Annotated in this window: 20 protein-coding genes and 1 pseudogene; 8 read left to right on the plus strand and 13 right to left on the minus strand. The window is 52.1% G+C overall.

What is annotated here, in order from left to right:
* The first annotated feature begins 16 nt into the window (after window positions 1–16).
* Window positions 17–1,156, plus strand: a complete 1,140-nt coding sequence (locus tag HH215_RS22585) for a toxic anion resistance protein (protein WP_169281956.1) — start codon at window positions 17–19, stop codon at window positions 1,154–1,156.
* Between the two features lie 800 nt (window positions 1,157–1,956).
* Here the strand turns inward: HH215_RS22585 and rlmH are convergent.
* From rlmH to HH215_RS22605, 4 genes are all read right to left on the minus strand, one after another.
* On the minus strand, window positions 1,957–2,436 hold the full coding sequence (gene rlmH / locus HH215_RS22590; protein ID WP_169281957.1) for a 23S rRNA (pseudouridine(1915)-N(3))-methyltransferase RlmH: 480 nt from the start codon (window positions 2,434–2,436) through the stop codon (window positions 1,957–1,959).
* Window positions 2,437–2,538: 102 nt separating this feature from the next.
* Window positions 2,539–2,751, minus strand: coding sequence for a YwbE family protein (locus HH215_RS22595; RefSeq protein ID WP_169281958.1), 213 nt, complete (start codon window positions 2,749–2,751; stop codon window positions 2,539–2,541).
* Window positions 2,752–2,980: 229 nt separating this feature from the next.
* On the minus strand, window positions 2,981–4,150 hold the full coding sequence (locus tag HH215_RS22600; protein WP_169281959.1) for a YhgE/Pip domain-containing protein: 1,170 nt from the start codon (window positions 4,148–4,150) through the stop codon (window positions 2,981–2,983).
* A 241-nt stretch (window positions 4,151–4,391) separates the two neighbouring features.
* Window positions 4,392–4,736 (minus strand): S-layer homology domain-containing protein, encoded by a 345-nt coding sequence (locus HH215_RS22605; RefSeq protein ID WP_169281960.1) that lies wholly within the window; start codon window positions 4,734–4,736, stop codon window positions 4,392–4,394.
* A 339-nt stretch (window positions 4,737–5,075) separates the two neighbouring features.
* On the opposite strand from HH215_RS22605, the gene HH215_RS22610 reads away from it, so the two are divergent.
* The 3 genes from HH215_RS22610 to HH215_RS22620 all read left to right on the plus strand — a co-directional run bounded on the left by HH215_RS22610 (window position 5,076) and on the right by HH215_RS22620 (window position 7,877).
* Entirely contained in the window at window positions 5,076–5,765 is a 690-nt protein-coding gene (locus HH215_RS22610) for a response regulator transcription factor (RefSeq protein ID WP_169281961.1), read from the plus strand.
* Window positions 5,762–7,183, plus strand: a complete 1,422-nt coding sequence (locus HH215_RS22615) for a sensor histidine kinase (RefSeq protein WP_169281962.1) — start codon at window positions 5,762–5,764, stop codon at window positions 7,181–7,183. Before HH215_RS22610 ends, HH215_RS22615 begins: the two co-directional genes overlap by 4 nt.
* 91 nt (window positions 7,184–7,274) lie before the next feature.
* Complete coding sequence (locus HH215_RS22620) at window positions 7,275–7,877, plus strand: TetR/AcrR family transcriptional regulator (protein ID WP_169281963.1); 603 nt, start codon at window positions 7,275–7,277, stop codon at window positions 7,875–7,877.
* Between the two features lie 74 nt (window positions 7,878–7,951).
* On the opposite strand, the gene HH215_RS22625 is transcribed toward HH215_RS22620, so the two are convergent.
* The 5 genes from HH215_RS22625 to HH215_RS22645 form a co-directional block, all read right to left on the minus strand.
* On the minus strand, window positions 7,952–9,958 hold the full coding sequence (locus HH215_RS22625) for a DEAD/DEAH box helicase (protein WP_254450185.1): 2,007 nt from the start codon (window positions 9,956–9,958) through the stop codon (window positions 7,952–7,954).
* Between the two features lie 170 nt (window positions 9,959–10,128).
* Window positions 10,129–10,620 carry a hypothetical protein gene (locus tag HH215_RS22630; protein WP_169281964.1) on the minus strand — a complete coding sequence of 164 codons (492 nt, stop codon included), beginning with the start codon at window positions 10,618–10,620 and terminating at the stop codon, window positions 10,129–10,131.
* 86 nt (window positions 10,621–10,706) lie between these two features.
* The gene (locus HH215_RS22635) at window positions 10,707–11,414 is read right to left on the minus strand and encodes a hypothetical protein (RefSeq protein ID WP_169281965.1); all 708 of its coding nucleotides are present in this window, start codon (window positions 11,412–11,414) and stop codon (window positions 10,707–10,709) included.
* 15 nt (window positions 11,415–11,429) lie between these two features.
* Window positions 11,430–12,182 carry a hypothetical protein gene (locus HH215_RS22640; protein WP_169281966.1) on the minus strand — a complete coding sequence of 251 codons (753 nt, stop codon included), beginning with the start codon at window positions 12,180–12,182 and terminating at the stop codon, window positions 11,430–11,432.
* A gap of 10 nt (window positions 12,183–12,192) precedes the next feature.
* Window positions 12,193–13,521 carry an SPFH domain-containing protein gene (locus tag HH215_RS22645; protein WP_169281967.1) on the minus strand — a complete coding sequence of 443 codons (1,329 nt, stop codon included), beginning with the start codon at window positions 13,519–13,521 and terminating at the stop codon, window positions 12,193–12,195.
* Window positions 13,522–13,832: 311 nt separating this feature from the next.
* Between HH215_RS22645 and HH215_RS22650 the strand changes: the two genes are divergently transcribed.
* Window positions 13,833–13,988, plus strand: coding sequence for a DUF1540 domain-containing protein (locus HH215_RS22650; protein WP_169281968.1), 156 nt, complete (start codon window positions 13,833–13,835; stop codon window positions 13,986–13,988).
* A 468-nt stretch (window positions 13,989–14,456) separates the two neighbouring features.
* Here the strand turns inward: HH215_RS22650 and HH215_RS22655 are convergent.
* Window positions 14,457–15,979: pseudogene (locus HH215_RS22655) on the minus strand (gluconokinase).
* 216 nt (window positions 15,980–16,195) lie between these two features.
* Here HH215_RS22655 and HH215_RS22660 point away from each other — a divergent pair.
* The 3 genes from HH215_RS22660 (at window position 16,196) to HH215_RS22670 (ending at window position 19,312) form a co-directional block, all read left to right on the plus strand.
* Complete coding sequence (locus HH215_RS22660; protein ID WP_169281969.1) at window positions 16,196–17,527, plus strand: ABC transporter substrate-binding protein; 1,332 nt, start codon at window positions 16,196–16,198, stop codon at window positions 17,525–17,527.
* 76 nt (window positions 17,528–17,603) lie between these two features.
* Window positions 17,604–18,485, plus strand: a complete 882-nt coding sequence (locus tag HH215_RS22665) for a carbohydrate ABC transporter permease (protein ID WP_169281970.1) — start codon at window positions 17,604–17,606, stop codon at window positions 18,483–18,485.
* The gene (locus HH215_RS22670) at window positions 18,482–19,312 is read left to right on the plus strand and encodes a carbohydrate ABC transporter permease (protein ID WP_169281971.1); all 831 of its coding nucleotides are present in this window, start codon (window positions 18,482–18,484) and stop codon (window positions 19,310–19,312) included. Before HH215_RS22665 ends, HH215_RS22670 begins: the two co-directional genes overlap by 4 nt.
* A 37-nt stretch (window positions 19,313–19,349) precedes the next feature.
* Here HH215_RS22670 and HH215_RS22675 read toward each other — a convergent pair whose 3' ends face one another.
* The 3 genes from HH215_RS22675 to HH215_RS22685 all read right to left on the minus strand — a co-directional run bounded on the left by HH215_RS22675 (window position 19,350) and on the right by HH215_RS22685 (window position 25,993).
* Window positions 19,350–20,912, minus strand: coding sequence for a response regulator transcription factor (locus HH215_RS22675; protein WP_169281972.1), 1,563 nt, complete (start codon window positions 20,910–20,912; stop codon window positions 19,350–19,352).
* Between the two features lie 11 nt (window positions 20,913–20,923).
* A complete protein-coding gene (locus HH215_RS22680) occupies window positions 20,924–22,717 on the minus strand; it encodes a sensor histidine kinase (RefSeq protein ID WP_169281973.1) in 1,794 nt (597 codons plus the stop codon).
* A gap of 114 nt (window positions 22,718–22,831) precedes the next feature.
* Entirely contained in the window at window positions 22,832–25,993 is a 3,162-nt protein-coding gene (locus HH215_RS22685) for a glycosyl hydrolase (RefSeq protein ID WP_169281974.1), read from the minus strand.
* Window positions 25,994–26,110 lie beyond the last annotated feature (117 nt).

Here is a 26,110-nt window from a genome sequence, read left to right on the forward strand (position 1 = left end):
GGAGGGTGAGCGCGAGATGTCATTTACGATGGAAGTACCGAGCCAGGAAGAGATCAAATTTGCGATTGAGGAAGAGGTCAAACCGGTACCCGAGGAGGTCGCCAAGCTTCGGCAGATGGCGGATGCCAATGTCCAGGCGATTATGTCGCTCGATATCGAGTCGCTCGACAAGCGCAAGGACATCCTCCAGTCGATCGACACGTTCGGCATGGGCACGATGCGTTCCTCTTCGGAGAAAAATCAGCTGTTGCAAATTACCGTAGGCAATCTGTCCAAGACGGGCGACGAAGGCGGGCAGGTCGCCAAGGGATTGGCGGAGCTGAACATTCAGCTTAAGGATCTCGACCCGAGCGCGGTCGACTTCGCCAAGCGCGGGCTGCTCGGCAAGCTGTTCAATCCGTTGCGGGCGTACTTCGCGAGATACGAGAAGGCCGATAACGTCATCTCCGACATTATCGTCTCGCTGGACAAAGGCAAGACGACGCTCAAGAACGACAATACGACGCTCGAGATCGAGCAGCAGGCGCTGCGCGACCTGACGAAGAAGCTGCAGAAGGAAATCGAGCTCGGCACGCTCATGGACGCTTCGATCGAGCAGCAGGTGGAAGCGGCGAAGGTGCGGAGCGAAGATCCCGACAAGATCCGTTTTATTACGGAGGAGGTCATGTTCCCGCTGCGTCAGCGGCTGATGGATTTGCAGCAGATGCAAGTCGTCAATCAACAGGGCATTATGGCGATCGAGGTTGTCGTCCGTAATAACAAGGAGCTGATTCGGGGGGTCGACCGCGCCAAGAACGTGACCGTATCGGCGCTCAAGATCGCCGTCATCGTCGCGAGCGCGCTCTATAATCAGAAGATCGTGCTCAAGAAGATCGAGCTGCTCAACCAGACGACGAACGAGCTGATCGCCGGCACGTCCCGGATGCTCAAGGATCAGGGTGCAGCGATTCACAGGCAATCGCTGGAGGCCAATATCTCGGTCGATACGATGAAGCAGGCGTTCACCGATGTGCTGTCGGCGCTCGATTCGATCAGCGCCTACAAACAGGAGGCGCTCCCTAAGATGCGCGAGACGATCAATCAGTTCCGCGAGCTGGCCGATTCCGGCGAGAAGCAGATCCAGCGTCTCGAGCGGGGCAACAAGCTGGGGCTGTAGATGCTGTAGACGACTCGGCGCTCCTTTGCTCTGGAGTTCGTCCCGGAGGATCAGAATGATGCTGTGATTAAGCGCAAGGAGCAGACCACACGGGATATTATGAGTCGATTGGCTTGGGTGAAGTTTATGCGCAGTTGGAAGCTCGGGAGGACACAAAGAATTGATACGGGAAAGGGCAAAGGAAAACGCTGTGATGGCGTTCTCCTTTAATTGGCTTGGTGAAGCAGCGTGGGTGACTGTTTGGAGCGGATATTAATTATATTGCCCTTATACTTCAATCATATATTCTTTAATAATATCCATCATAAAATCAGCTTTTCTTGGTGTGTAGCCGGGCGATTGGCAAAATACCATATAATCATAATTTTCTTCACTCACATACGTCTTCCATGGTATTAAGTTAAATGGAATTTCTTTGTCTACACTGATGGGCGGTATTTTCCCACTCCACCACTCCTACAGGCCTCTAGACCCTACTCGACACCAGAATTTTTCGCCGTCACTTGTGATACGGTTAAGCTTAACGGGTCTATCGGCGAATGATGGGAAAGCAACTGCCACGGCGCATAATTGCCAAACTTTTATATCCGATCCAAGAGCTATGATCAAACCTTCATACATATGCACTGAAAGCCGTCGAGATACTCGGCGGCCTACTTGTCGGTGATTCAACTATCGTTTCCCGTTAGTTCGATGCCTTCCAAACAGACGATTTCTCTAGAGTGCCTCAGGCTTTTCGTATCAGTAGAAACCCTAGAGACGGGTACATTTATTTTCTCGAAGGGGGAATTTTTTCGCCGTCACTTATGGTAAGGTTCCCCCCGATTAATCCTAAAAGCCCGATAGATCTGCTCAACCAATACGAGTCGCATTAGCTGATGAGGGTAGGTGAGCCGGCCGAAGCTCAGCTTCTTATCCGCGCGTTTGAGTACGGCTTCGGACAGACCGAGCGAGCCGCCGATGACGAAGGCGACGTGGCTCTTGCCGTAGGTGCCGAGTTTATCGAGATGCGACGCGAGATCTTCGGACGACCATAGTTCTCCGCCGATGGCAAGAGCGACAACGTGAGCATCTTCCTTGATCTGGGCAAGTATACGATCACCTTCGCGGCCGACCACTTGTCGCTCTTCCGCCGGGCTGAGAACTTCCGGCGCTTTCTCGTCGGCTACTTCGGTTAATGTTATGCGCGCATAAGGGCCAAGTCGTTTGACGTATTCCGCGATCCCTTGAACAAGATAGGACTCCTTTAATTTACCGACGCTGACAATCTGAATATGCATAAAATAAAGCCTCCCGATCCGAACGAGATATATGTGTATTTCACTCAGGTAAGCCCAATCCGCATAGCTCTGCAAAAAAGGGACGCTTCGAGAGTCAAACTCCTAAATGCCTTCGCCGCTAACGATATTCTGAACCCGTCCGACTTGGCCATCCTGCAGCCTGACCTTGATCCCATGTGGATGCTGGGGCGAATTCGTCAATAAATCCTTCACGACACCCCGCGTTAATTTTCCCGTCCGTTGGTCCTGCTTCAATACGATATCGACTTCCAGTCCCGGCTTAACGTCGTTGCGAATTTTTCCGTTCCCTGCCATATATCCCGTCCCTCTCCTGAACCCCTGTATGTGTTGTGCCTTATCGTGCGCATTCGTGCCATCGTGATATTATGCTATCGTGCCTCTTTCGTGCCATTTTCGTACCTTTTTTCGTGCCCCTATCGTACCATAGGCCAAGCCGCAATGAAAAACCCGGCCAACCCTCCGAAGAGAGTGGCCGGGACTATAATTGAAGCACGATACGGTTTGCAACGCATCATTCCATCCTTTATGCCGCCGCGTTCGACTTCGTACTCGCCCTTTTCACGCTTGATGCCAGCAGGAGAACGAGGAACGCTCCCCCGATAATCCATAACACGGATGCGTTCGTACTGACCGAGTCCAGTCCGCCGTAATACATGACTTCGCGCAATCCCCCGGAAACGAAACGAAGCGGAGTCCAGGAATAAATCCAGTCGTGCGTCGTCTGCGATAAGAACTCGGGAGCCATATTGAGAACCGGCATCGAGAAAAACATGAGCAGCACCAAGATCGCCATCGCCGGAAGCCCGATCCAATTCAGCAGCATCGACTGCAAGAGGAAGAACACCGCGCCCCCTAGCCACAGATACAGCCATGTATCCATCGTTTGCGCTAGCTCCATGCCGTACCAGGATGAAGCCATCCAGACCAGGAATCCCGATGCCACGCCTACGATCGCGACTCCGGCTACCGTCTGAGACAGGATCACCGTCCATCTGCGAGCCCCTGCCGCTACCGTCTTCTGGATGGACAGGAACAGGATCATCCCCGTCACCAAGCTTCCCATCCACATGATCTGGGTAAGCAATCCCGGCGCATTGCCGCTCGCGTTATTCACGCCGACCGCATGGATGCTTTCTTCCTGGATCACGATCGGCGAGAGCAAAGCTTGCGCCGTCGCTACCGGAATCTGTCCTCCGGTCTGCTGTCCGATCTGCCCGAGCAATTGATTCGATAATTCCAAGCTAACGGCCTTCATCGCTTGGCCTAATACTTGCTTCACGACCGTCGCGGCCTGCGCGTTCATACCGTCGTTCGCGATAATTTGAACGGTTGCAGGCTTAAGAGTCGGTGACGCTAACGATAGCAAACCGCTACTTAAATCGGCGGGAATAACCAAAGCTCCGTAATAATCGTGTTCGTCCATCCCTGCCCGAGCCGCTTCCTCGGATTCAACGACTGCCCAAGTCAACGGAAGCTGCGTATTCGCCGTCAGCTTCTCCCGGATCATCTCCCCGATCGCTAGCGCTCCTCCCGTCGGCAATTCAGCGGGCTTATCCATTACGACTAACGCAACGGGAAGCTCTTTCGGTTTCGTGCCCAGCACGGACCCCATCATCGCCGCTCCGAAGACGATCAGTACGACCATGACGATAATAATCCCGATCCACAACAATTTTTGCTTAAATATAGCCACTCTCTCCACCATCTTTTCTCTATTTTAATTAACACCATGTTGATTAAAGGTCACTTCGTTTATTATATTGTCATTACCGAAGAATACAATAATCAAATTCAGACTGATCTGTTCATTAAACGCCAGTTCTATGTAAGTTTGTTCAATAACCGCGGTTTCATCGGGAAAACAGAATAAAGGATCGTCCGCGAGCAGCGCCTCTGCCTGCGGACAATCCTTATCCTTTACGTTCGATATTTAATTAATCAATGAGTTTAGCTTTCTTCAACATCTGCTGGACGATAACGGCCGTTTCCGCTCGCGTCATTTCACTCGCTGGCTTCAAGCCCGCATCGCTGCCGTTGACGATTCCAATCTTCACCGCCGAAGCAACGGCAGGTTTAGCCCATACGCTTATTTCCTCATTCCCGGCAAGCTTGGATAATGTCACTTCGATATCAGTCGTGTTAACCGTTGTTTCTACTCCCGACAGCTCCATGGCCCGTATGACGAGAGACATCGCTTCCTCGCGCGTGATGGTGTCCGCAGGACGGAACGTTCCATCCTCGTACCCATTGATGATCCCGTATTCCTTCGCCTTCGACACTGCCCCCGCAAACCCATATTCCGGGCCTTAACGAAGAAGCGCTTTTTCTACCCTCTATTCTCCCCCAACCTTGATCCATTATTGAATCTCCCCTCTAATATAGAAACAGATTTTCCAAAGAATAGTATTATTCGATTGTGCTACCCGAATATTTTACTAGAAAACCCTCGATTAATAATTAATGAATAATTAATAGTTTATGTAAATGAATTACAATTTTCAACGCTTTTCTTTGGGTTCCGCACTATTTATTGTCGAAAGGAGGATAACGTTTCTAACTGTTGAACTTAACTTAGCAGCGCAAAAGATACTCATAACTTCGGAGCGTGATTATACATAATGGAACGGATACTCATCGTGGACGACGAAGCCGATATTCGTCAATTAATTTGTCTCCATATCGAACGTGCCGGCATGCAAGCGGTAGAAGCCCCATCCGGGAGAGAAGCCATCGAATTGATGAAGAGCCGCAGCTTTGACCTCATGATTCTTGATTTGATGATGGACGACTGCAACGGCTTCGAAGTACTGAGGTATGTGCAGGAAAGTAAACCGAAAACGCTTGTTATCGTCCTTAGCGCAAGGATGCAAGAACAGGACAAAATCACCACGTTAGGCTTGGGTGCCGATGATTACATCACGAAACCATTCAGTCCGCTGGAGCTCATCGCTAGAGTTCAAGCGAATATCAGGCGATATCTTCCTAAACGCGGGAACCATTCCGAAACGTTGAGCTTCAACGGACTCGTTCTGGATTTGAACAATAACACCCTTGAATGCTACGGGGTGCATCATATTTTAACGCCGGTGGAGTTCGAGCTCTTCCATCTCTTTATGCGTAATCCCGATCGTATTCTAACCAAAAGAGAAATCTATCAACAAATTTGGAAGCATGAAAATTATGACGAAAATAACTTAAGGGTTTATATCAATCGGCTTCGCAAAATATTGGAGAGTCCCTCATCATCGGTTAATCATTTTCAAACGGTTCGCGGAATCGGCTACCGGTTTTCGGGAGATGGGTTATGAGATTAAGTACGAAGCTATGGTTGCTCGTCGTTTCTAGCTTCTTCCTGAGCCTTTTTCTATTTATTGTGTTTTCCTTGTTGACGGGTAAACAATTCGACAATGGATACAGTCTGAACTCGTTGAACAAGTTCATCCATACCGCAATCGAACAAATGAAGGACGAGCAAGCTTTTGCCAAGGATCAGGCACAGCCTATTCTGGACAACCTTCATCGGCAGCATCCGCAGCTTCGGTTGGAGTGGATTTCCTCGGAAGGCATACCGATCTATGATACTTCCGGCCAAACGACTCCGTACAGCTTCAAGGAACTGACGGATCGGTTCGTTCCCTTGCCTACCAATCTATGGACCGAAGGGGAAATCGTTACCTTGGCTGCCTCTGCCGACAAAGACGGACAGTCCTATTACTTACTGGTTAGTCTGCCGAGCGAAGCGATGAAATCCGGTCAGATCTATTTTTTCATACGCTCATACCAAACGCTATTAACATTAACCATTCCTCTCCTGGTCGCATTCTTAACCCCCTTCTTCCTTTCCCTATGGTTCTTTTACTCTATGAATCGGCGGTTGCGCAAACTGAATTTCGCGCTTAATCAGGTCAATCTGCGAGGCGAGGAAATCGAACTGCACGATAACTCCAAAGATGAAATCAGCCAACTTAACACCCACTACAATGAGATGACCCAAAGAATTCGTAAGCAGGTCGCTCAGATCGAACAGTTCGAAAGTAAGCGGAAAATGCTTCTATTCAACTTGTCCCATGACCTCCGCACCCCGTTAACGATGATTCTTGGATACGCGGAGACCATTCGAGTGGAGCACTACAAAGATAAGAGAGAGTTACAAGTCAGCGCAAGAAACATTTTGCAGCATTCCAGGTACATGGAACGTTTGCTCAATCAAATCTTGGACATCTCCAAGCAAGATGTGGACGCTCAGAAAATTCAATTTACCAACGAAGACGTATGCGAGATCATTCGAAAAATAATCGCCGATTATTTATTAATAATCGATGAGAAAAACCTCGTGCTTGAATTTAACATCCCCAAAGCGGAGGTTTTCATCGAAATGAATACTTCGCTGATCGAGCGGGCCGTACGCAATATCCTCGACAATGCGATCCGTTATGGAAGCGAAGGGAAATATCTAGGTCTCCAAATCATTGAAGAGGAGAAAACGGTGCTCATAGCGATTATGGACAAAGGCAAAGGGGTCTCGCAGGAGGATCGGGAGCACGTTTTCAATCGCTTTTATCGCAGCAGCGGTAGGCAGGGCGAAGGACTCGGTATCGGCCTCTCCATTGTGAAGGATATCGTTGAAGCCCATCAGGGCAGCGTTGAAATGTCTAGCATCCCACAAGTAGAAACGGCGTTCCGCATCAGATTGCCTAAGCAAAGAACGAATGTAGATGAGCCGTGATTTTTCCGAAATTAACACCGTGTTGATTAATGATCAATGTGTTTACTATAATGAGGGAGCAACTTCATTCGTTTATTGAGGAGCTACCCTAATGTCGGAAAAAATAGATCGCAGAAAAGCGAGAACAAAACAGCTTCTTCATGAAGCGCTTATTATACTCATTCAGGAGAAAGGTTCGGATGGGGTTACCGTGACGGATATTACGAACCGGGCGGACATTAACCGCGGAACGTTCTATCTGCACTACCGGGACGTCGCCGACATGCTCGAGCAATGGAAAGAAGAAGCGTTCGAGCATATCCGAAGCCTAGTACGCCAATTGGACGTTATGGAGCTTAGGGAATACGCCCAGAGAGACGAACCCTATCCGAAAATGGTATCGATATTCGAAGAAATTGCGCGTAATGCCCCTTTTTTCAAAACCATGTTCGGTCCCAAGGGCGACCCGGCTTATATGACTCAGTATAGGGAATTAATGATCAGCCACATATTCGGCAAAATGGACTATTATAAGCCCACTCGGGAAGGTCTTCTCGTGCCGCTCGACTACTTGATCGCGTATATTTCCTCCGCCAATCTCGGAGTGGTCATGCACTGGATTCAGACGGACTTTCAACAATCCCCCCAAGAAATCGGCCACATTCTATCACGCATCTTCAATCATGGGCCGCTCGCCTCTATGGGGTTGAAGTGAGGTCTTACTCGGAAAATAATAAAACAGACTCCCCGCCTAAGCGAAAGGGAGTCTGTTTCTATTTAAGCTTAAAACTATCTGCCGCGGGATGATCCGCGTCCGCCACGACCGCCGCCGCCCGAAGGCCCTTTCGGGCCTTTGAAGCTGCCGCCTTTGGCTCCGCCGCCGCCGAATCCGCTGCCGCTCCGGGCTCCGGACGAGCGCCCGCCGCCAAAGCTGCCGCCGCGCTCTTCGGTCTTGCGACCGCCCTTGGCTCCGCCGGTATTAAACCCGCCTGCTCCGGAACGACCGCCGCCGCCATAACCGCCGCCGCGGCTTTCGCCATTGCGATCGAACTTGGCGTTCTCCGCCGCGCGTTCCGCCAGCCGCTCGGACGAATTCCGTCTGCTCGACCCGCCCGCGCCGCTAGGGCGTCCCGTTCCGCGTTCATCCGCGGAACGTCCGAACCCGGCGCGCCCGCCTACCGCGCGATCGGAACCGCCAGCGCGACCCGCTCCCGCCGAGCGGCCAAATCCGCCGCGATCGCCAGCAGGCTTACGCCCAGCCCCGCCGCCGACTCTGCCTCTGCCGCCGGATGCTCCGCCGCGTTCACCGCGATCGCTGAACGTAAACCCGATCGCTTCGTCCGATGCCGAAGCCGCTGCCGCCGCGCTTACCGTAGACCTGCTGCTGCGCCCAGCTTTCTCGGCATCGCGGCTCTGCCCGCGATCGACCCACTCGCCCGTGCTCGAGCGGTTGCCCATGCCGGGCTTCGCAACCGCCGCGCCGCGCCGCTTGTCCCCGCCGCGTCCACCGGCCGCGCCGTATGCTTTATCGCCGCCGCGAGCCTTACTGCCTCCTATGCTGCGGCCTTTCGCCGCGCCCGCGCTGCTCCCGCGCGAACGACCGCCGCCGCTTCCCGCACGGCCAAGCCCGCCGCTGTTCCGCGGCCCTTCCAGTCCGCCGCCGCCAAGAGGGGCTCCTTCTTCGCTCCGGCGTTCCATGATCATCTGAATGCCGTCTTCGATATCCGCCAACTCCCGGCGATCCTTAGGAGAAATCAGCGTGATCGCCAGACCCTTTTCTCCCGCGCGCCCCGTACGGCCAATCCGGTGAATATAGCTCTCCACGTCTAGCGGAACGTCGTAGTTGAACACGTGGGTGACGCCTTCGACGTCCAACCCGCGCGCCGCAACGTCCGTTGCCACCAATAGCTGCAGCCTCGCGTCGCGGAACCGCTTCATGACTTGCTCCCGCTTCATTTGCGACAGATCGCCGTGCAGTTCGTCCGAAGAGTAGCCCATTTCCTGCAAAGCCACGTTTAACGTATTCGCCCGCCGCTTCGTCCGGCAGAAAATAATGCTCAAATAAGGCTGGGTCTCCTCCAGCAGCTTCACCAACGTCGCTTGCTTCTCCCGATCCGACGTTTCCACGACCCATTGCCGAATATCCTTCACGGTCACGCGCTCGCTCTTCACCGTTACGTGCTGCGGATTCCGCAGAATCCGTCCGGCCATCTCGCGGATCGAAGCCGGCATCGTAGCGGAGAACAGCATCGCCTGCTTCTTGTAAGGCGTATGACGCAGAATGTCCTCGACTTCCTTCAGGAAGCCCATATGAAGCATCTGATCCGCTTCGTCCAATACGAGCATTTTCACGCCGTCCAGCTTAATCGTTTCCCTGCCCAGATGATCGAGCAGCCTGCCGGGAGTCGCGACGATGATATGCATATCGCCCTTCAGCTTGTGCAGCTGTGCCTCTACGTCTTGACCGCCGTATACGGCCAGCACTTTGATCCCGTCTTCGCGCGTCAGCAGCTTCTTGATCTCCGCCGTGATCTGAATCGCCAGCTCCCGCGTTGGCGTCACGATCAAACCTTGTACCTGCGCCACGTCCGTCCTGATCTTATCCAGCATCGGCAACACGAACGCCAACGTTTTCCCCGTACCCGTCTGCGCTTGGCTGATCACGTCATGTCCGGCCTTCACGATCGGAATCGTTTCCTCCTGTACCGGCGTCGGCGTTACGATTCCCATCTCTTTCAGTATCGCAACCCGGCCTTCTGACACGCCTAATCCCGCAAAATCCGTCACTTGATCCACTCCATCCTCTTAATCCAAACCCAAGTCGGCTTCCCTAACTCATCCGATTCTTAGTCATTACCCCCTATCTTACCACATCCAACCGATTCGCATGTAACTAAAAGACACCCCACGATGGCCGCGAGGTGTCCGGTAGTGTTCGTTCATGCAGTCGTATCCTTATCGCCGGCTTACGACGGCTTGTAATAAATGATCCCAACCAACGTGTTTCCTTCGATCAGATTGTCGACAAGAACGGTAAGCCGGAACCCCCACTCCGGGCTTTCGCCCGTTGCGGTAATCCCCCCGCCTACAGGGGGTTGCTCCTCGTACTTGTAACCTTTTTCCTTAATGTAATCGCGATAGGGTTGGATCGCTTCTTCGACGGACTTCTTCGTGCTGAAGCCGATATCGAAGTAAACGCCCCCCGGTTCCGGCTTTTCTTCTTTATAGTACCTAATATTAGATGCGTCATCCGCCAAAATAGGAAGATCCTGAGGATAATCGGACGGAATCGTCGCTTCGTTGTCCACGACTTCCTGCGAAACTTGCGCTTCTTCCACGGCCTTCTCGATTTCCGCGCCGAGAGCGGCCGCATTATCCTTCTTCCCGCCGCAGCCGGCAAGAACCGACAGTAGAACAACACATCCCATGAGAAGCAGCGAAATCCTTAGCCTGCTCATCTGCTCACCCCGTTCGTTTTTCCATAACAAGGTAAATCATAGCATGACGGCCTGACCTCGGATATTATACGAAAGTTGTATTTTACTTACGCGGGAACGAACAATACGCTGCCGCAAAACTCGCATTCCCTCGATCGTCCCGGAATAACCGACGAAGTCGATCCGCATCCCGTACAAGTGACGGATTGAGCGGTAAGACCGGATGCCGCGGCCTGTTCGGTCAGGATGATCTGCTCTCTTGTCGCTTCGTTCGGTCGTCCCGTCGAAGTCGCGGCCGAAGTCGGATCCGTCGCTCTGCGACTACCCAACGTAACCACTTGGGCTACCGGGTCGAACCTGGCATCCGGCAATCTGTGAGATGCGATCATGTACGTTAAATCCTGGGTCACGTTACGCCGGCTCACCCCCGTTAATTCAGAAATGCGGCTAACGGACTCAATTCCCTGCGCGGTCGTAAGATGATAATACATATTGTACAGATTTTTCATTTTCTTCTCTCTCGTCGACCCGAGAATGTAGAAGATCACTCCGGGAAGACCCAGAAAGATCCCAAAAACCACGACCATAGGAATAATGTCGTCCGATCCGGTTGACGATGCGAAAGTAATCAACAAGATTAGCCCATAGAGAATCATAAAAGAGTGCCCGACCACCCCATAATCCTTCGCTCTCAAATGATTATATTTATAATGCGTCGCGAACCGGATGATTAGCAAGATGATTCCTACCGGAAAAAATACTAACATGGAAATAAGAACGATAGCGGTATGAATCTTAGGTTTGTCTATAGCCAAGGTGCGATCCCTCTCTTATCCCTTCAATTGAATGAGCTTCTGGTTTCTTCTTGCGATTAGATTCCCGATCTCTTGAATTTGCCTGCCGATCCGTTCGGATTGCCCGTTCGCTTCCGCCGCCTTCTTCAGACCGTTAATCTCTCTCGCCAACAACTGAACTTGATTCAGTACGTCGGCTTCCGTATCGGCAAGCGAAGGATGGGACGTCGGATCGCTGTAGCGGACTTTCTCGTCCAAATTCGCAACGTCTTTCGAAAGGCGAGAGCTCGCCTCGTCATTCCAACCTTCCAGCTCCTGCTTAATCGAGAGCAGCGAATCGCGCACTTCAGGGACCCACTGTATGGAGGAAGACGAGGGGTCGCCATCCTGTTGCTCCGAATGCCTGACGTACAGCGTCACTAAACTCGCCATAATGGCCGCTATCGCTAAGGCAATGAAATGCAGAAGAACGTAGGAAGTCGTCGACACGTCGAGCACCAACGAGAAGACGATAATGAATACGATAACGACGATCAAATACAGTCCGGCGATCGCGCTGAACGCGAGGTATCCGGGAATGAGTCCGCTCGATCGTTTCCCTTGGGACAAATAGTGGAGCACCAGCCCGTAGATCGCGGTTTCCGCCAAGAGCAAAGCTAATGACGAAAGCCAAGTATGGCTAGTCCGCGAGTACGGCGCAACGGCCAAAAACACGACCGCGAGGGTAATCAATATGCCGAGCGCGTAAATGAGGGTCACAACGCGCGCGTAATCCCTTTGCTTATCCATGTCGCTCCTCCTACTCGATTAATTTATTGCCGCATTCCAGACAAAACTTCTGCCCGGGCTTAATCTCATGCTGGCATTGTCCGCATTTCAGAATCATGCTCGTCCCGCAGTTCATGCAGAACTTGCCTGCGGGATCGACCAACTCGCCGCAGTTGTGGCAAGGGTTCCCTCCGATCGCATGTCCGCACTTCACGCAGCTTGCCGCATCCGCCGCGTTGTCGGCCCCGCATTTGGCGCAGGCGTTATTCGGATCGCCGCAATGCAGACAGAACTTGGCGCCAACGGGAAACGACTTGCCGCAGGCGTTGCATTCCACATCCGTAACCGATGGAGCCGCTGCTGCCGCCGCCAGGAAATGATGCCCGCAGGAAGCGCAGAACTGCGATTCCTGTCTATTCAGCGTCTGGCATTTCGGGCATGGCTTATTATAAGCCGCAGCAACTTGAGCGACCGGAGCCATATTTAACTGTCCGGCTAACCCCGACATCTGATTGCCGACGACTCCTCCGATCCCGAAGCCCATGCCCAGCCCGATCCCCGCTCCCATGACGCCCGCGCTTGCGCTGCCTTCGTTCCTCGCGGCGCCTTCCAGCGTATCGAACGTTCGCTCCTGTTGATACGTATAACCCAGAATATCCATTTCCGCCTTCTTGGCGAGCGCTTCCTTTAATCTAGTCGTCGCCGGGTCATCATCCGGGATATTGATCGAATCCATGAAGAAATTAAGGATTCGGATGCCGTATTCCAAGAACACCGGACCGATCCGCTCTTCGATATGTTTGGAGATCTCCGATATGTACGCGTTAATCTCGAGAATGCTAATCTTCTTGAATATTAAGTACGAGGAGATCAACTCTTTGATGTTCATCATCAACAATCCGCGAAAATGCCTCGTCATCGCGTCCTTATCGAATACCGGGATCGTACCGATCAGCTTCAGGAGGAACTTCCGGGTATCCTCGATCTGCAATCCGAATTGCCCGAAGGAACGGACGGATACGATGATTTGATATTTCGGGTCTTGCAGCTGCAGGGGCGTCGCGGTTCCCCACTTGACGTCCAGGGAGTTGATCTTGTTGACGTACCACACTTCCGCGGTGAACGGAGAACGTCCTCCGAACGGAAGATTAACGATCGTTTGCAGACCGGGTATATTTTGCGTGCTTAACGTGTGCCTACCCGCTCCGAATAGGTCCAACGCTTTGCCGCCTTTGAACAGAACAGCCTCCTGCGTTTCATGTACGATTAATTGCGTCCAAGTTCCAAGCTCTTGCTCGGGATATTTCCATGCGTATACGTCCGCAGGTCCATCATATTTGACGACTTCAACGATTGCCATTTACGTTCGCGCCTCCTCTTATGACTAACGAACCGAAACTTCTGGTTCGAATTTACTATTTTCTACGAGATTCTGCCTATTTCGACTCTATTTTCTATTCTACGTTTAATAAAATTTTCCTTTGAAGCATTTCCCATTAGAGTAAAAGTTTTTTGTTTACCTTTGAAAATAGGGAGAAAAACGGCAAACAACCCGAAATCTCCCCTTTTCGGGAAGGTTACGGGTTTGTGCACGTATAAAGAGACCGCCTTCGACCATCCTAGTTAAAGAACAAACCAAACTTCGGTTCCGCGAAGGAGGTGAAATACGCAATGGCTAAAGATGTTCTATGCGAAGTGAATTCATGCAAGCATTGGGCGCCGGGAAATGCTTGTAACGCTTCTTCGATCTACGTCGTGAACAACCGCAACAAGCAAGCTTCCCATTCGGAAGAAACGGATTGCAAAACGTTCGAATCGAAAATTTAGGCTGTGCGCTCACACATCCTGCAAGGCGAAGGCATCCGCTCGGATGCCTTTTTGAACGTTTCAAAGGATTATTAAACTCGATTATTTCGAGTAATTCGTCCGTATTTGGATCTACGGCGGAAAGTTACTCGATTATTTCGAGTAATTCGTCCGTGTTTGGCGCTGCGGCGGAGAGTTACTCGATTATTTCGAGTAATTCGTCCGTGTTTGGCGCTGCGGCGGAGAGTTACTCGATTTTTTCGAGTAATTCATCCGTGTTTGGCGCTGCGGCGGAGAGTTACTCGATTATTTCGAGTAATTCGTCCGTGTTTGGCGCTGCGGCGGAAAGTTACTCGATTTTTTCGAGTAATTCGTACGTGTTTGGCGCTGCGGCGGAAAGTTACTCGATTTGCGGCAATAACCGCCAATTCTTGTTCCCTTGTATTGTATCCAACATTGAGAACTATTATCACTCATCGCATTTTATTGTTAGCGATACTTGCGCTGAAACTCGGCGATCGCCGAGAAATGCTCCGGCAACTGCGCCAATAAGCCCTTATAGATGTTAAGCAACTCGCGATACAGCTCCGTATTCCGCAAGTTCGGCTCTACGCGCTCCGCGATCGGCATCCATTCCTTCGCTTGGCTCCAATCGCGAATTTCCCCTAGCCCTTGCATGGCGATAATCGCCGCGCCTAGCGCCGAAGCCTCCGTCACCCGCGGCACTTGGACTTCCTGCCCCAGCATGTCCGCGAGCATCTGCCGCCATAACGGCGATTTCGCGAAGCCGCCCGAAGCCCGCACCTCGCGCGCGGGTCCGGCAAGCTCCTTCAGCACGTCGGCCACCGACAGCACCGCAAGCATCACGCCTTCTAGGCCAGCCCGGATGAAATGCTCCTGCCGATGGCCCAGATTCGTCCCGAAGAACGTACCGCGCGCTTCGGAGTTGTAGATCGGAGACCGTTCGCCGGTCAGGAACGGAAGGAACATCAAGCCCTCCGCTCCCGGCTTCACCTGCGACGCCACCTCGAGTAGCCTCTCATAGGTTAACTGCTCATTGCCTGCCGCGAACATGGAATCCCGCAGCCACTGCAGAACAAGCCCCCCGTTATTGGTCGCTCCGCCGATGACGTAGGAGGAATCGCCGGCATGATAACAGAACGACCGATGCCTCTCGTCCGTTAGCGGCTTGTCCGTCATCATCCGTACCGCCGCGCTCGTTCCGATGGTTACCGCCATTTCTCCTACGCCGATCGCGCCGACTCCCAGATTCGCAAGAGGTCCGTCGCTCCCCCGAGGAAAAACGGCGTTTCGCGGTTTACTCCCATCTGCTCGGCATAACTCGTTGCCATGCCTTGCAATCTATACGTTCCCGGCCGCAAAGCCGACAATCTCCCGGCATCCAATCCTACGATTGTTAGCGCCTCTTCGTCCCATTCCAACGTATCCAACGCCAAGAGACCCGTCCCCGAGGCAAGCGCGTGATCTACGACCCATTCTCCGTACAGATGGTAGAGCACGTATTCCTTGATCGATACGAACTTGGCCGCGCCGGACCATACTTCCGGAAGATGGTCCCTGATCCACAGCAGCTTCGGGAGAGGAGACATCGGATGAATCGGCGTGCCCGTACGGCGATACACTTCTATCCCGCCGAGCCGATCGCGAATCCCTCGCGCCTCCATCTCGCTTCTCCCATCCGCCCATGTTATGCTTCGCGTCAACGGGCGACCGCCCGCATCCACCGCGATGACCGAATGCATGGCCGAGCTCATTCCTAGGGCAGCCACGTCCGAGCTCTTCAACCCGCTGCGATCCAGCGCCCCTCTTACGCTCTGAACAACAGCCGCGGTAATCAGATCCGGCTCTTGCTCCGCCCAACCGGGCCGCTCCTGAATGAGCGGATACTCCACGGCGAAGCTGCCGAGCATGCTCCCTCCCGCTCCGAACGCAACGCTTTTCGTACTGGTCGTTCCGATGTCGATACCGATAATGGCTTTTCCGTTTTGCATGATTCGTCACTCCCGCCAGCCTGACTTCTACTGCTACATAGCTGTTATACCATATCGGCTCCGACCGCCGCCACAAGTGCGATCGACTTCGTCCTTTCATCGTTTATCTAAAAATAGTGCACTTTAAGTGCTAAAGTTAATACACTGGCGCTGATTGTAAGATGAAAACGTAATCAGGAAACACTGAAGTTCAACAAGATTAGGGGGAATCAAACAATGATTAATAAGAAAAGAAAGCTGTCGACGATCCTTGCGAGCATAACGGTCCTTGCGACGACCGTGGGATTGCTCAGCGGCTGCGGCAGCTCCGACAACAACGGGGAAACCGGCAAAGACGGCACGAAAAACGTAACGCTAACGATGGTCGTATCCGGAAACAAAGCCGCGGACGGCCAAGATTTCGAACTAGACGTCCTTCCTAAAATGGTTAACGAGAAGTTCCCGAACATTAAACTGGAAGTACAGAAGCTTCCGGACGATCAGTACAACACCTCCATTAAGACGAAGCTTGCCGCAGGCGAAGCGCCCGACTTCTTCCGTGTATGGCCGAGAATGGGCTCCGCGGCCAGCATTATCGATCTTTCCAAAGCGGGCTATCTTGCGGATCTATCGGACTTGCCTTTCATGAGCAACATCACGGACGGCGCAAGAGAAGACATGTCGAACGACGGCAAAGTATACGGAATCGCCAAAGGCATCGACATGCTGGGAACGTATTACAACAAAGACCTGTTCGCGCAAGTCGGCATTACCGAAATCCCGCAAGACTGGGAATCGTTCCTTGCCGCTAGCCAGAAGCTGAAGGACGCAGGCATTACGCCGATCGTCATGGGCGATAAAGATCCATGGTGGATTCAATTCGGCGCTTACCAATTAGCGGCGAACACGGTTTACTCGGCCGACAAGGATTTCGACCTCAAGCTTCAAACCGGAGAAAAGAAATTCACGGATCCGACTTGGGTTAAGGCGATCTCGATGTACAAGGAACTGTACGACAAAGGGTACATCGCGAAGAACACCCTAGGGCTGGGCGGCCCTCAAGCTACGCAAATGTTCATCGACGGCAAAGCGGCCATGATCTTCGACGGAACTTGGGATTACCCGACTTTAACGGCTCAAGGCGCAGCGAGTTTCGAACGCGGGTTCTTCCCGCTTCCAGGCAATGAGAAAGGCCAACCGGTATGGCAGGCGGTCTCGACGGCGGCAGGCTGGGCGGTTAACGCGAAAACCGATCACTTGGAAGAGGTTAAGCAAGTATTGAACTACTGGTTCGACAGCGAATCCGACTTGTTCAAAGAGTGGGTTAAGCTAAATCCTTCGATCAGCGCGTTTAACGGCGTTCCGTTGAACAACGATCTTTACAAAGAATCTTACGAGCTCTATCAATCCAGCGGCAACTCGAGCTACTTCGCGAATCAAATGTGGCCGAACGGCGTAGCCGATACCCTTCAGGTGAAATTCGGCGAAATCATCGGCGGTCGCAAAACGACTCCGGAAGACGTCGCGAGCGCGATGCAAGCCAAGTTCGACGAGCTTTGGAAGAAATAATCCGTCATCACTAGATTCGAATCAGGGGGACCCGACAAGGTCCCCTTCCCATTCGATATAGAAAGGAATTCACGGCATGAATTCAGCGGTATTGAAAAAAACGATGTACTGGTTCGTTGTGCCCGCTTTGACGATGTATCTGGTGTTTTGGATTTATCCGATCTTGAGGCTGTTCCAATACAGCTTTTCCGATTACAACGGTTTCGTCCAGGATTTTAACTATGTCGGGTTCGACAACTTTTCGCAGATCTTCAAGGACGGCGTAGCCGGAACTTCCCTTACCAACACATTGATCTATACGTTAGTTTTCGTCGTTTTCAGCAACTTAATCGCTTTGGGTTTGGCATTTCTCCTGAATATGAAAATTCGAGCCACCGGCCTGTATCGTACAGCTGCATATGTTCCGACTTTGTTCAGCGCGATTGTCGTTGGTTTTATATGGAGTTACGTTTATATGCCGGATAGCGGCTTGATCGCGACCGTATTAAGCTGGTTTGGTTTCGACGGTGCGAATCTTAACCTGCTAGGCAACTACGATTCCGCGTTATACGCGATCACCACGGTCGATATTTGGAAACACATCGGAACAAGCACGGTCATTTTCCTTGCGGGATTGCAGACCGTACCGGTCGATCTCGAAGAAGCCGGGAAAATCGACGGAGCGAACGCCTGGAAAATCACCCGGTTTATCCGTCTTCCGTTGCTGGCAACCTCCATCACGATTAACTTAACGCTTAGCGTCATCAACGGTTTGAAAGCTTTCGACTATTCTTTCATCATGACGAACGGCGGACCGGGGCGGGCGACGAGCACGCTGCTATTCGAAATATTCCGGATGGCGTTCCGCGAGCAACAGTACGGCAAAGCTTCCGCGTTGGCCGTCATCTCCTTCGCCCTTATTATCGTCATAACGTCGTTCTTCGTTCTGAAGCTGAATAAAAGGGAGGTATCGGCATGAGCGGCACCTTGAAAAAAACACTCACCCATGTCGGAATCTCCCTTGTCCTCCTGCTGAACGTGCTGCCGCTTCTCATCGCTCTATCGAGCTCGTTCCGCTCGGTTAAGAACATGACCAATCCGTTGCAGCTGTTCAGCGAGTTCTCGCTGGAAAGTTACCGGGTCGCCTTCACGAAGATGCACTTCATGCAAGCGCTAGGCAACAGTTTAATGCTGACGATTATTTCCGTCGTCGTAGTCGTGCTCTTCACGTCGATGGCGGCCTATCCGATCGCCCGGATCAATAACCGGCTCAGCAAAGTATTGTACTTGTTCTTCCTATGCGGTCTCGTCGTTCCGAGTCAAATGGTCATTATTCCGATCGTTCAGACGATCCAAGGACTCCATATTCCGAGCTCTCAATATACTCCGATCCTGATGTTCATTACGTGCAGTATCCCGTTTTCTTCTTTCTTGTACACCGGGTTTATTAAGAGCAGCATCCCGATCGAGGTTGAAGAATCCGCTCTGATCGACGGAGCCGGATTGCTCCGCAGGTTCTGGCAAATCGTATTCCCGCTCTTGCTGCCCGTAACGGTATCCGTCGTGATTACGCAAGGCGTATGGATATGGAACGATTACTTCTTTAATATGATCTTCATTTCCAAGGCCGCGGAATCTCCGTTACCGCTTGCGATGCTCGGCTTCATGGGGGATCAGACGAACCCGACCGCATGGAACGTTCTGTTCGCGGCATGTTTCCTCTGCGCGCTTCCGCTGCTCGTGATTTTCGCATTCTTGCAGAAGTACTTTATCGGCGGACTTACCGTCGGTTCGGTCAAAGGTTGATTTATGCAGCATTAAGACGAAAGAACAGGCCCGAGTGTCAGGCCTGTTCTTTTTGTTTCGCTATGGTTTGCCTGTATTCTTCCGGCGTCTGACCGGTCAGCTTCTTAAATACGCGAAAGAAATATTTGCTGTTGTCGAACCCCAGCGTTTTGGCGATTTTATACACTTTATCGTCCGTGTTTTCAAGATACGCTTTGGCGTTGTCGATTCGGACCTGATTCACGTAATCGGAAAAGTTGACTCCCGTTTTCTCCTTGAACAAATAACTGCAGTAACTCGGATTGATGAAGAACAGAGACGAAATCTTTTCGAGAGTCAGTACCTTGTTGTAATTGTTCCGAATGTAAGACCTGATGTTATCGACGACGTGCTCGGACGAATAAACGTTCTGCTCGTTCATCATTTCCGCGATGTTGGGCAGAACCGTCAATAAGTGAGCCTTGATCGCTTCGATGTCGAAAATGCCGGATAGAGCCGATTCGAAGCTCGAGGACGGGGACGCGTTTCCGTCAATATGAAAGTTGCGGTGCAACAGACTGCGAACTTCTTGGATAAGGAGTCTGCAAGTGCTCTTAACCTCTCCCAGAGTCGATTCGGGCAGTCCGTAGAAATGGTCGAACAGCTTACCGGTCCATTCGGTCGCCTTGGCCGAGTTACCCGATTCGATGAAAAACAGCAGTTCGTCCATTCGTTCCCAGCTCAAGGCAGGGGTGACCGATTTCGTTCCGCAAAATACCGATATGGCTGAGTTGTCCTCTCCGATCCGCCCCCCGTTCAACGCCTCGACGGTTTCCTCGTAAGCTTCCGATAGTTGGATCAAGGAAGTCTTCGGGCCGCTTATGCCGAACTTCGGATTGTTGGAGGCATTCCCCGCGATCCGTTCCGCAACGGACTTAGCATATTCCAGAATACCCTCGCTCTCCCCAGACATGTAGAAAAGATAAAAAGACATATGATCGTTCTGCGCATGCGGGATATATACGTAATGATCCCCAGCCGATAATGAAGAGGAGTTAAGGATGTCCGTCGAGTAAATCGTCATAAGCAGGTAATGCTTGGCACCGGCAACCTCCCGCAGCTTGCTGGACCTTAACACCGGAGCTTTTTCTTTGTGATGGAGCCCCAGAATGAGATTGCCCAAGGACTGCAAATCCACGTCGTAGCTGATCTCCTGCTTCTCGTTTTCTTGATGCGCCAACTGCTGCAACGCGGATTGTTCGGCATCCAGGATGGAGATCGCTTTGGTTAAGGTATCCCGGATTTCGTCTCGGCTAAACGGCTTCAACAAATAACCGACCGCTTTGGCGGAGATCGCTTCCTTCATATATTCGAAATCGGAGTAGCCGCTGACGACGATCACTTTCTTGTCGGGATAATCCTTCTGCAACGTTTGGAGGAGCAGCTTTCCATCCATCTCCGGCATTCTCATGTCCGTAATGATAATGTCCGGGTTTACGCTGCGAATCAGCTCCAAAGCGTCTTCTCCGTTATCCGCCTCGCCCGCGTACGCGAGCCGGTCTCCGAAATCGGCCGCTCGTATTTTTTTGAGCATTCCCCGCCGGATTAGCACTTCATCGTCCACGACGATATATTTATACATACGTAACACCTCTAAGTCAGGATGGGAACGTTAATGATGACTTTCGTTCCGATGTCTTTCTCGCTCTCCAAGGTTAGGCCGTATTGCGAACCGTAGTACAGGGATATTCTCGAATGCACGTTTTTCAGTCCGATGCTGCGCTTATCCCGACGGCCCAATTCGCTGAATTCGGGCGGCTCGCTCAACAACGATTGAAGCTCTCGAAGCTGATCGGGGGACATGCCGACTCCGTCGTCCGCGATTTCGAAGAGGATCCGTTCCTCGCGTTCGATCGCCCTCACCGTAACCGATCCCTTTTTCTTCGTGCTTTCAAGCCCATGGTACAACGCATTCTCGATAATCGGTTGAAGAATAAGCTTTAAGATTTTCAGCTGCGACAAGCCCTCTTGAATGTCGAACCGGAAATCTATTTTGTCCTGGTAGCGGATTTTCTGGATAGCCAAATAGTTATTCACATGCGCGAGTTCCTCATCTATCGATACCAATTCGCTTTCCGTCTTGATGCTGTAGCGGAACATGTCTCCAAGCGCTTTGGTCATGATCGCGATGCTTTCGACCTCTTCGATCTCGGCGATGCTATTGATGGATTCCAAAGTATTGTATAAGAAATGGGAGTTGATCTGGGCTTCCAGCGCCTTCATCTGGGAATCGAGCGTAATGAGCTTGTTCTGGTAACTCTCCTTAATGTAGCGATTGATGTCCTGGATCATTTTGTTGTATTCCGCGTACAACACCCCGATCTCGTCCGTCCGTTCCATATATTTTTTGGCCGTCACGAGATTCAGAAACTTGTTCTTGCGCATCGTCTTGCTCAGATCGATGATCGGTTTCGTGATCAGGTTAGACAAAATAACGGAAAGAAGGATGAAGATCAGCGCGCAAGTGATCGCAATATAGAGCAGCAGCCGTTGCGAGACGCCGTACTGCTCGTACAATTTGGACAGGCTGATCGAAGCGACGATCTTCCAATCGTTATCGGGAAACGGCTTCATGACGGTTAGCGTTCCGTCGCTCGTTTCCTCGGACATTTCTTCGGATCGGTTTGCAATCTGACCGTTCAGCGGTTCCGGCAATTGTTGTCCGATACGGTTCTTGTAGTTATCATACAGAATGGTGCCGTTCCCGTTGACGAGAAACATATTGGTGATATCGGGTACGATCCCTTTGTCGATCCCTTTGAAGATGTCCAATCCGCTATCGAGCATCAATACGCCGAGAAGCTGACGGGTATCCGCATCGTATAAGGCGCGCGAGAAGGTAATGGACGGTTTGGCGTTGATAATGAAATCCTTCTTGTTCGCGTCGCTGATGTACAATCCGCCGCTTTTCTCCAGCGTTCTAACGTACCAATCGTCCTGCAGCGGGTTGTAGTCGATAACCAGATCGGTGCTGATTCCGTAACTGATCGACTTGCCATCCGGCAAGAAGATGTAGATACCGTTCAAATAGGGATTACCGAGAACCAAATTGTTGAAAAAGAAAAGCATGTTGGATCGGGCGAGAAACAAATCGTATTCGTCCGCGTTCGGATTGTTGATCAATTTGTTCAATTCATGCGAAACCGTGAACGCGCCGGGCCGGGTCGAAAATTGCTGGAAAGACAACGTAATGCGATCTATGTTCTGAAAGATGTTATCGATCCGTTCCACGGTATTGTCGATCGTTCCGGTCGAAACAAGGGAAACCTGCTTGGCGACAAGACTCGTATAAGCATTATATGAGATGAGCGTCACGATAAAGATCGGGATAACGGAAATGCCCAAGAAGACGAAAAAAAGCTTGTTTCTAATGTTGCGATAAATCATTGTTAATCCTCCGCTTTTGGCCGTATATCTAAAGATAGTATACCATCATTCGTAATATCCATGTGAAAAAAGAGCGCTGGAGGCGCTCTTAATCCACTTCTTCCTTCCCGCTAGTTATTCTCGAATGATCGCTTCGAACCGAAGGTGATCGCCGGCTCCGTAAGAGATAAGGTCGTAATCGTCAGCAGCGGGTTTCCCGTATTTCGGAGCCTTTCTCCACATATTCGGCCATGCCGTTCGGCGGCTGCGGTCCGGATCGTGGTGAGGGCCTAGGACGTTCTTCAAGCCGCCGCACACGCGAAGCGTAATCTCGTTCGTTCCGGCTAGCATCCGGCTGGTCAGATCCGTTGTCCCGCCATCGTCAAGGCCGATCAGTCCGACCCGTTCGCCGTTAACGAATATCGAACAAGCCGTAGCTTCCAACTCCTTCGGAAGCAAAGCTTGGACGGAAGCGGCGTTGTCCGGCACCTCGACGCGATAGTGATACAGGAAAGCTCCTGAATAGAAGGGATATCCTTGCCTTGTCCATTCGCCGATCGATACGGATTCGGGACGGCTCATCACCCAGTCGCCATTCCGAGAGCCGATCGAGAAGTCGCCTCGCAGATAGACGGGCTCGACCTCCAGCATAACGTCGAAACGGTCGGCCGTTAAGATCAGTTCGTTAGCGCCTTGCTTAAGGAATGGCCTAATATCCGCTTGCCCGTTGTGATGGTCCAGCCATGCGTCCCCGCGGAGCCAAGGAACGGGACGGCCGTTTACGCTCAGGGCGTACGATTGCGGTCTCTCCGCGACAAAGTACACCGGGGCGTCCGGCAGTTCCCCCTCCGTAATCACCCGGTAGGTCAACGCGAATCCGCTGTCCGCCCCGAAATCGTTGCGGTCCAGAATCCTTCGTTTGAATTGAACCGAATTGTCCCACGGGTTCTGATTAAAGCCGCGTCGACGAAACAGCAGATGGCCGGCTTCGATGGTGTTCATGTCCGAATACGTCTTGCCGTCGACCGCGAGATCGCAATAATCGATTACGATGACGTTCGCCTCTTCCGGAACGACGTTCTGCAGGACCGCCGGTAAGTTCGTCTTCTTCAAGGACTCGTTCGTTGCGGCTATTCCAGCCGTTGCGATCGGCTCATCTGGGCTCACGATAAGAACAATCGACTCGTTGCGTTGGAGCTTGAAATCCAATCCGATTCCGAATTCCGTCCGGATTACGGCGACGGGTTCCGTATCTCCGTTCCAGAGGTTCCAGTGCTCAAGCGTTCCGCCCTGGAATTCGATGAAAGAGCGAAATTCCTCCATGCTATGGTTCACGAAGAAGTACGCCGTGCGATTTCCTTCCAGTTCCCTGCGCATATGAGCCATCCCAAGCGGCCAAGGAACGCTGCTGACCATTCGAAGGCTGACTACCTTGCTCAGTTCATCTGCAAGAGCTTCCTGACCGCCGACCAACCGGTAATTCGGATGCGCCGATAAGGCGGCGAACGCTTCCGGCATGATTTCCCCGTCTACGTAAGGACCCGCTTCTCCCTGCGCCAAGACCGTTCCTCCGGCATCCATCAGCCGAAGAAGAAGGGCAAGCGTGGAAGCCTTCATATTAGTCGTGTCGCCGGATAGGACGACCGCGTCGTAGGACTGCTTGCCGATCGAAAGACGATTCCCGGTCACGCTTCCGTGCCGCTCCATGATATATTCGTCCCCCAGATCGAAATCCCATTGGGCGGCCGTCATTGCTTGCAGCATTGCCAGATAAGCTCGCATATCGGGATTTAGAGGCGGCTTGTTCCACATGATATCGGAATCTTCTTCTTCCTTGGGAATCAGATAGCCGCTCGTCGTCGGGTGCAGGACGAGAATACGCTGGTTCATCGTACCCTGAGACAGGAGGTAAGAGACGCGGCCGTTATAATCGTTCATCTCGGTGTAGTCGTTCCACCACGGCTGTCGCCAATCGAACGACTGCGGATGGTCCCGTTTGCGCGCGCCGGCCGTCGTCATGAGCGTATAGTGCTGGTTTAAGAAGTTGATTCCGTGAACGAACAGCCAGTCCCCCATGCGCTTATAATCGTCCAACGAGGAGTCCCATCCCCCCGCTCCATAGGCTTCGCAGAGCACGCGCTCCTTGCCGAGTTGATTCGCGACGCTCTTCGCTTCAAGCAACGTGACCAGTAAATCGTCCGTAGGTTTATCGCGAAGCGGACTGCCCAGCAGCAGATCGATCGCCGGCCACTGGAAATACTCGTAAGCGGACATGATAGATGGAGAGACCATCATGCCTCCGGCGAGCGGCCAGAAGTTCTCGAGGAAGTGCCCCGTCCAGGCGACGCCGTGCTCCTCGCACCACTTGGCGATCGGCTGGATGGAGTTTTCCACCCATAGCTCGCGCACGGTATCGTAATAATCGTAACGGACTTTCACCGCAGATTTCTCGTACCAGTCGCATTCCACGTTCTTGAACAATGCCGGAAGATGGCTTAACAGGTCATAGCCCCGACGCTTCCGAAATTCGGCCGCGAACCAATAGCTGAACGGAAGCTCCGTTTTCTTCACGTTATAGATTCCGCTGCCCGTCACGGCGGGTTCGTCGGTGAATATCGCCGGAATATGCTTGCCGAAGTCAGCCCCGAACCTTTCATAATAAGCTTCGTACGTGCACTTCAAGAACGCCTGCGTGACCTCCGGTCTCATCATGTCCACGTACGCAAAACCGCCAAGCCACGACATCGTCTGAGGGGGAACGATCTCGATGGTCATGATCCATTCGCACTGCTCGTGCCATTCCTCCTGCGGAATGTCGGTCATATCGCGGTCGATGCTAATCAAAGTCTGGCCGTCATCCGTCGCGGTTACCGCATAAGCCTTCAAGAAATTGCTATTCACGACCCACTTCGGGGCGGAACCGGCACCTTCCCGGAACTTCGAGATCGATTCGATCCGGTAGGTAGCCGACGTCGCGAGACAATCCGGCAGTTCGGCGGGGACATGCCCTCCCGCGAATCCGGACGGATAGGAATTCTCGTCGTAGATATATAGCTTCATATCCAATCTCTTGGCCGTGGCCAAAGCATAGTCCCACTTAGCGAACCAGTCTTCCGACAAATACTCTGTAACGAGTCCGGGTCTGGGATGCACGAAAGCACCGCCGAAGCCGTGGTTTTTCAGTTCGCGTAATTGATTTTCAATCACTTGCTCCGATATTTCGTCGTTCCACACCCATAACGGAGCAGGTCTATATTCGGAGGAAGGCGCTCGGAAACGATCCGCCATCGTTGTCATTCGAATCACATCCTAATCTGTTCATCTCGTATTGTTGCTTTCATAGTAAGCGCTCCTATTTGTATGATATATTGATTTCGTCTTACGATCATCCGATGATCTTGCTACAAAATCCAG

This window comes from Cohnella herbarum, assembly GCF_012849095.1.
Classification (GTDB): Bacteria; Bacillota; Bacilli; order Paenibacillales; family Paenibacillaceae; genus Cohnella; species Cohnella herbarum.

Excerpts from the sequence above, each read along its gene's own strand:
- HH215_RS22680 (WP_169281973.1), bottom strand. The coding sequence starts at position 22,717 with ATGATTTATCGCAACATTAGAAACAAGCTTTTTTTCGTCTTCTTGGGC.
- HH215_RS22610 (WP_169281961.1), top strand. The coding sequence starts at position 5,076 with ATGGAACGGATACTCATCGTGGACGACGAAGCCGATATTCGTCAATTA.
- HH215_RS22620 (WP_169281963.1), top strand. The coding sequence starts at position 7,275 with ATGTCGGAAAAAATAGATCGCAGAAAAGCGAGAACAAAACAGCTTCTT.
- HH215_RS22640 (WP_169281966.1), bottom strand. The coding sequence starts at position 12,182 with ATGGATAAGCAAAGGGATTACGCGCGCGTTGTGACCCTCATTTACGCG.
- HH215_RS22645 (WP_169281967.1), bottom strand. The coding sequence starts at position 13,521 with ATGGCAATCGTTGAAGTCGTCAAATATGATGGACCTGCGGACGTATAC.
- HH215_RS22615 (WP_169281962.1), top strand. The coding sequence starts at position 5,762 with ATGAGATTAAGTACGAAGCTATGGTTGCTCGTCGTTTCTAGCTTCTTC.
- HH215_RS22665 (WP_169281970.1), top strand. The coding sequence starts at position 17,604 with ATGAATTCAGCGGTATTGAAAAAAACGATGTACTGGTTCGTTGTGCCC.
- HH215_RS22650 (WP_169281968.1), top strand. The coding sequence starts at position 13,833 with ATGGCTAAAGATGTTCTATGCGAAGTGAATTCATGCAAGCATTGGGCG.
- HH215_RS22585 (WP_169281956.1), top strand. The coding sequence starts at position 17 with ATGTCATTTACGATGGAAGTACCGAGCCAGGAAGAGATCAAATTTGCG.
- HH215_RS22660 (WP_169281969.1), top strand. The coding sequence starts at position 16,196 with ATGATTAATAAGAAAAGAAAGCTGTCGACGATCCTTGCGAGCATAACG.
- HH215_RS22675 (WP_169281972.1), bottom strand. The coding sequence starts at position 20,912 with ATGTATAAATATATCGTCGTGGACGATGAAGTGCTAATCCGGCGGGGA.
- HH215_RS22595 (WP_169281958.1), bottom strand. The coding sequence starts at position 2,751 with ATGGCAGGGAACGGAAAAATTCGCAACGACGTTAAGCCGGGACTGGAA.
- HH215_RS22685 (WP_169281974.1), bottom strand. The coding sequence starts at position 25,993 with ATGACAACGATGGCGGATCGTTTCCGAGCGCCTTCCTCCGAATATAGA.
- HH215_RS22630 (WP_169281964.1), bottom strand. The coding sequence starts at position 10,620 with ATGAGCAGGCTAAGGATTTCGCTGCTTCTCATGGGATGTGTTGTTCTA.
- HH215_RS22670 (WP_169281971.1), top strand. The coding sequence starts at position 18,482 with ATGAGCGGCACCTTGAAAAAAACACTCACCCATGTCGGAATCTCCCTT.
- rlmH (WP_169281957.1), bottom strand. The coding sequence starts at position 2,436 with ATGCATATTCAGATTGTCAGCGTCGGTAAATTAAAGGAGTCCTATCTT.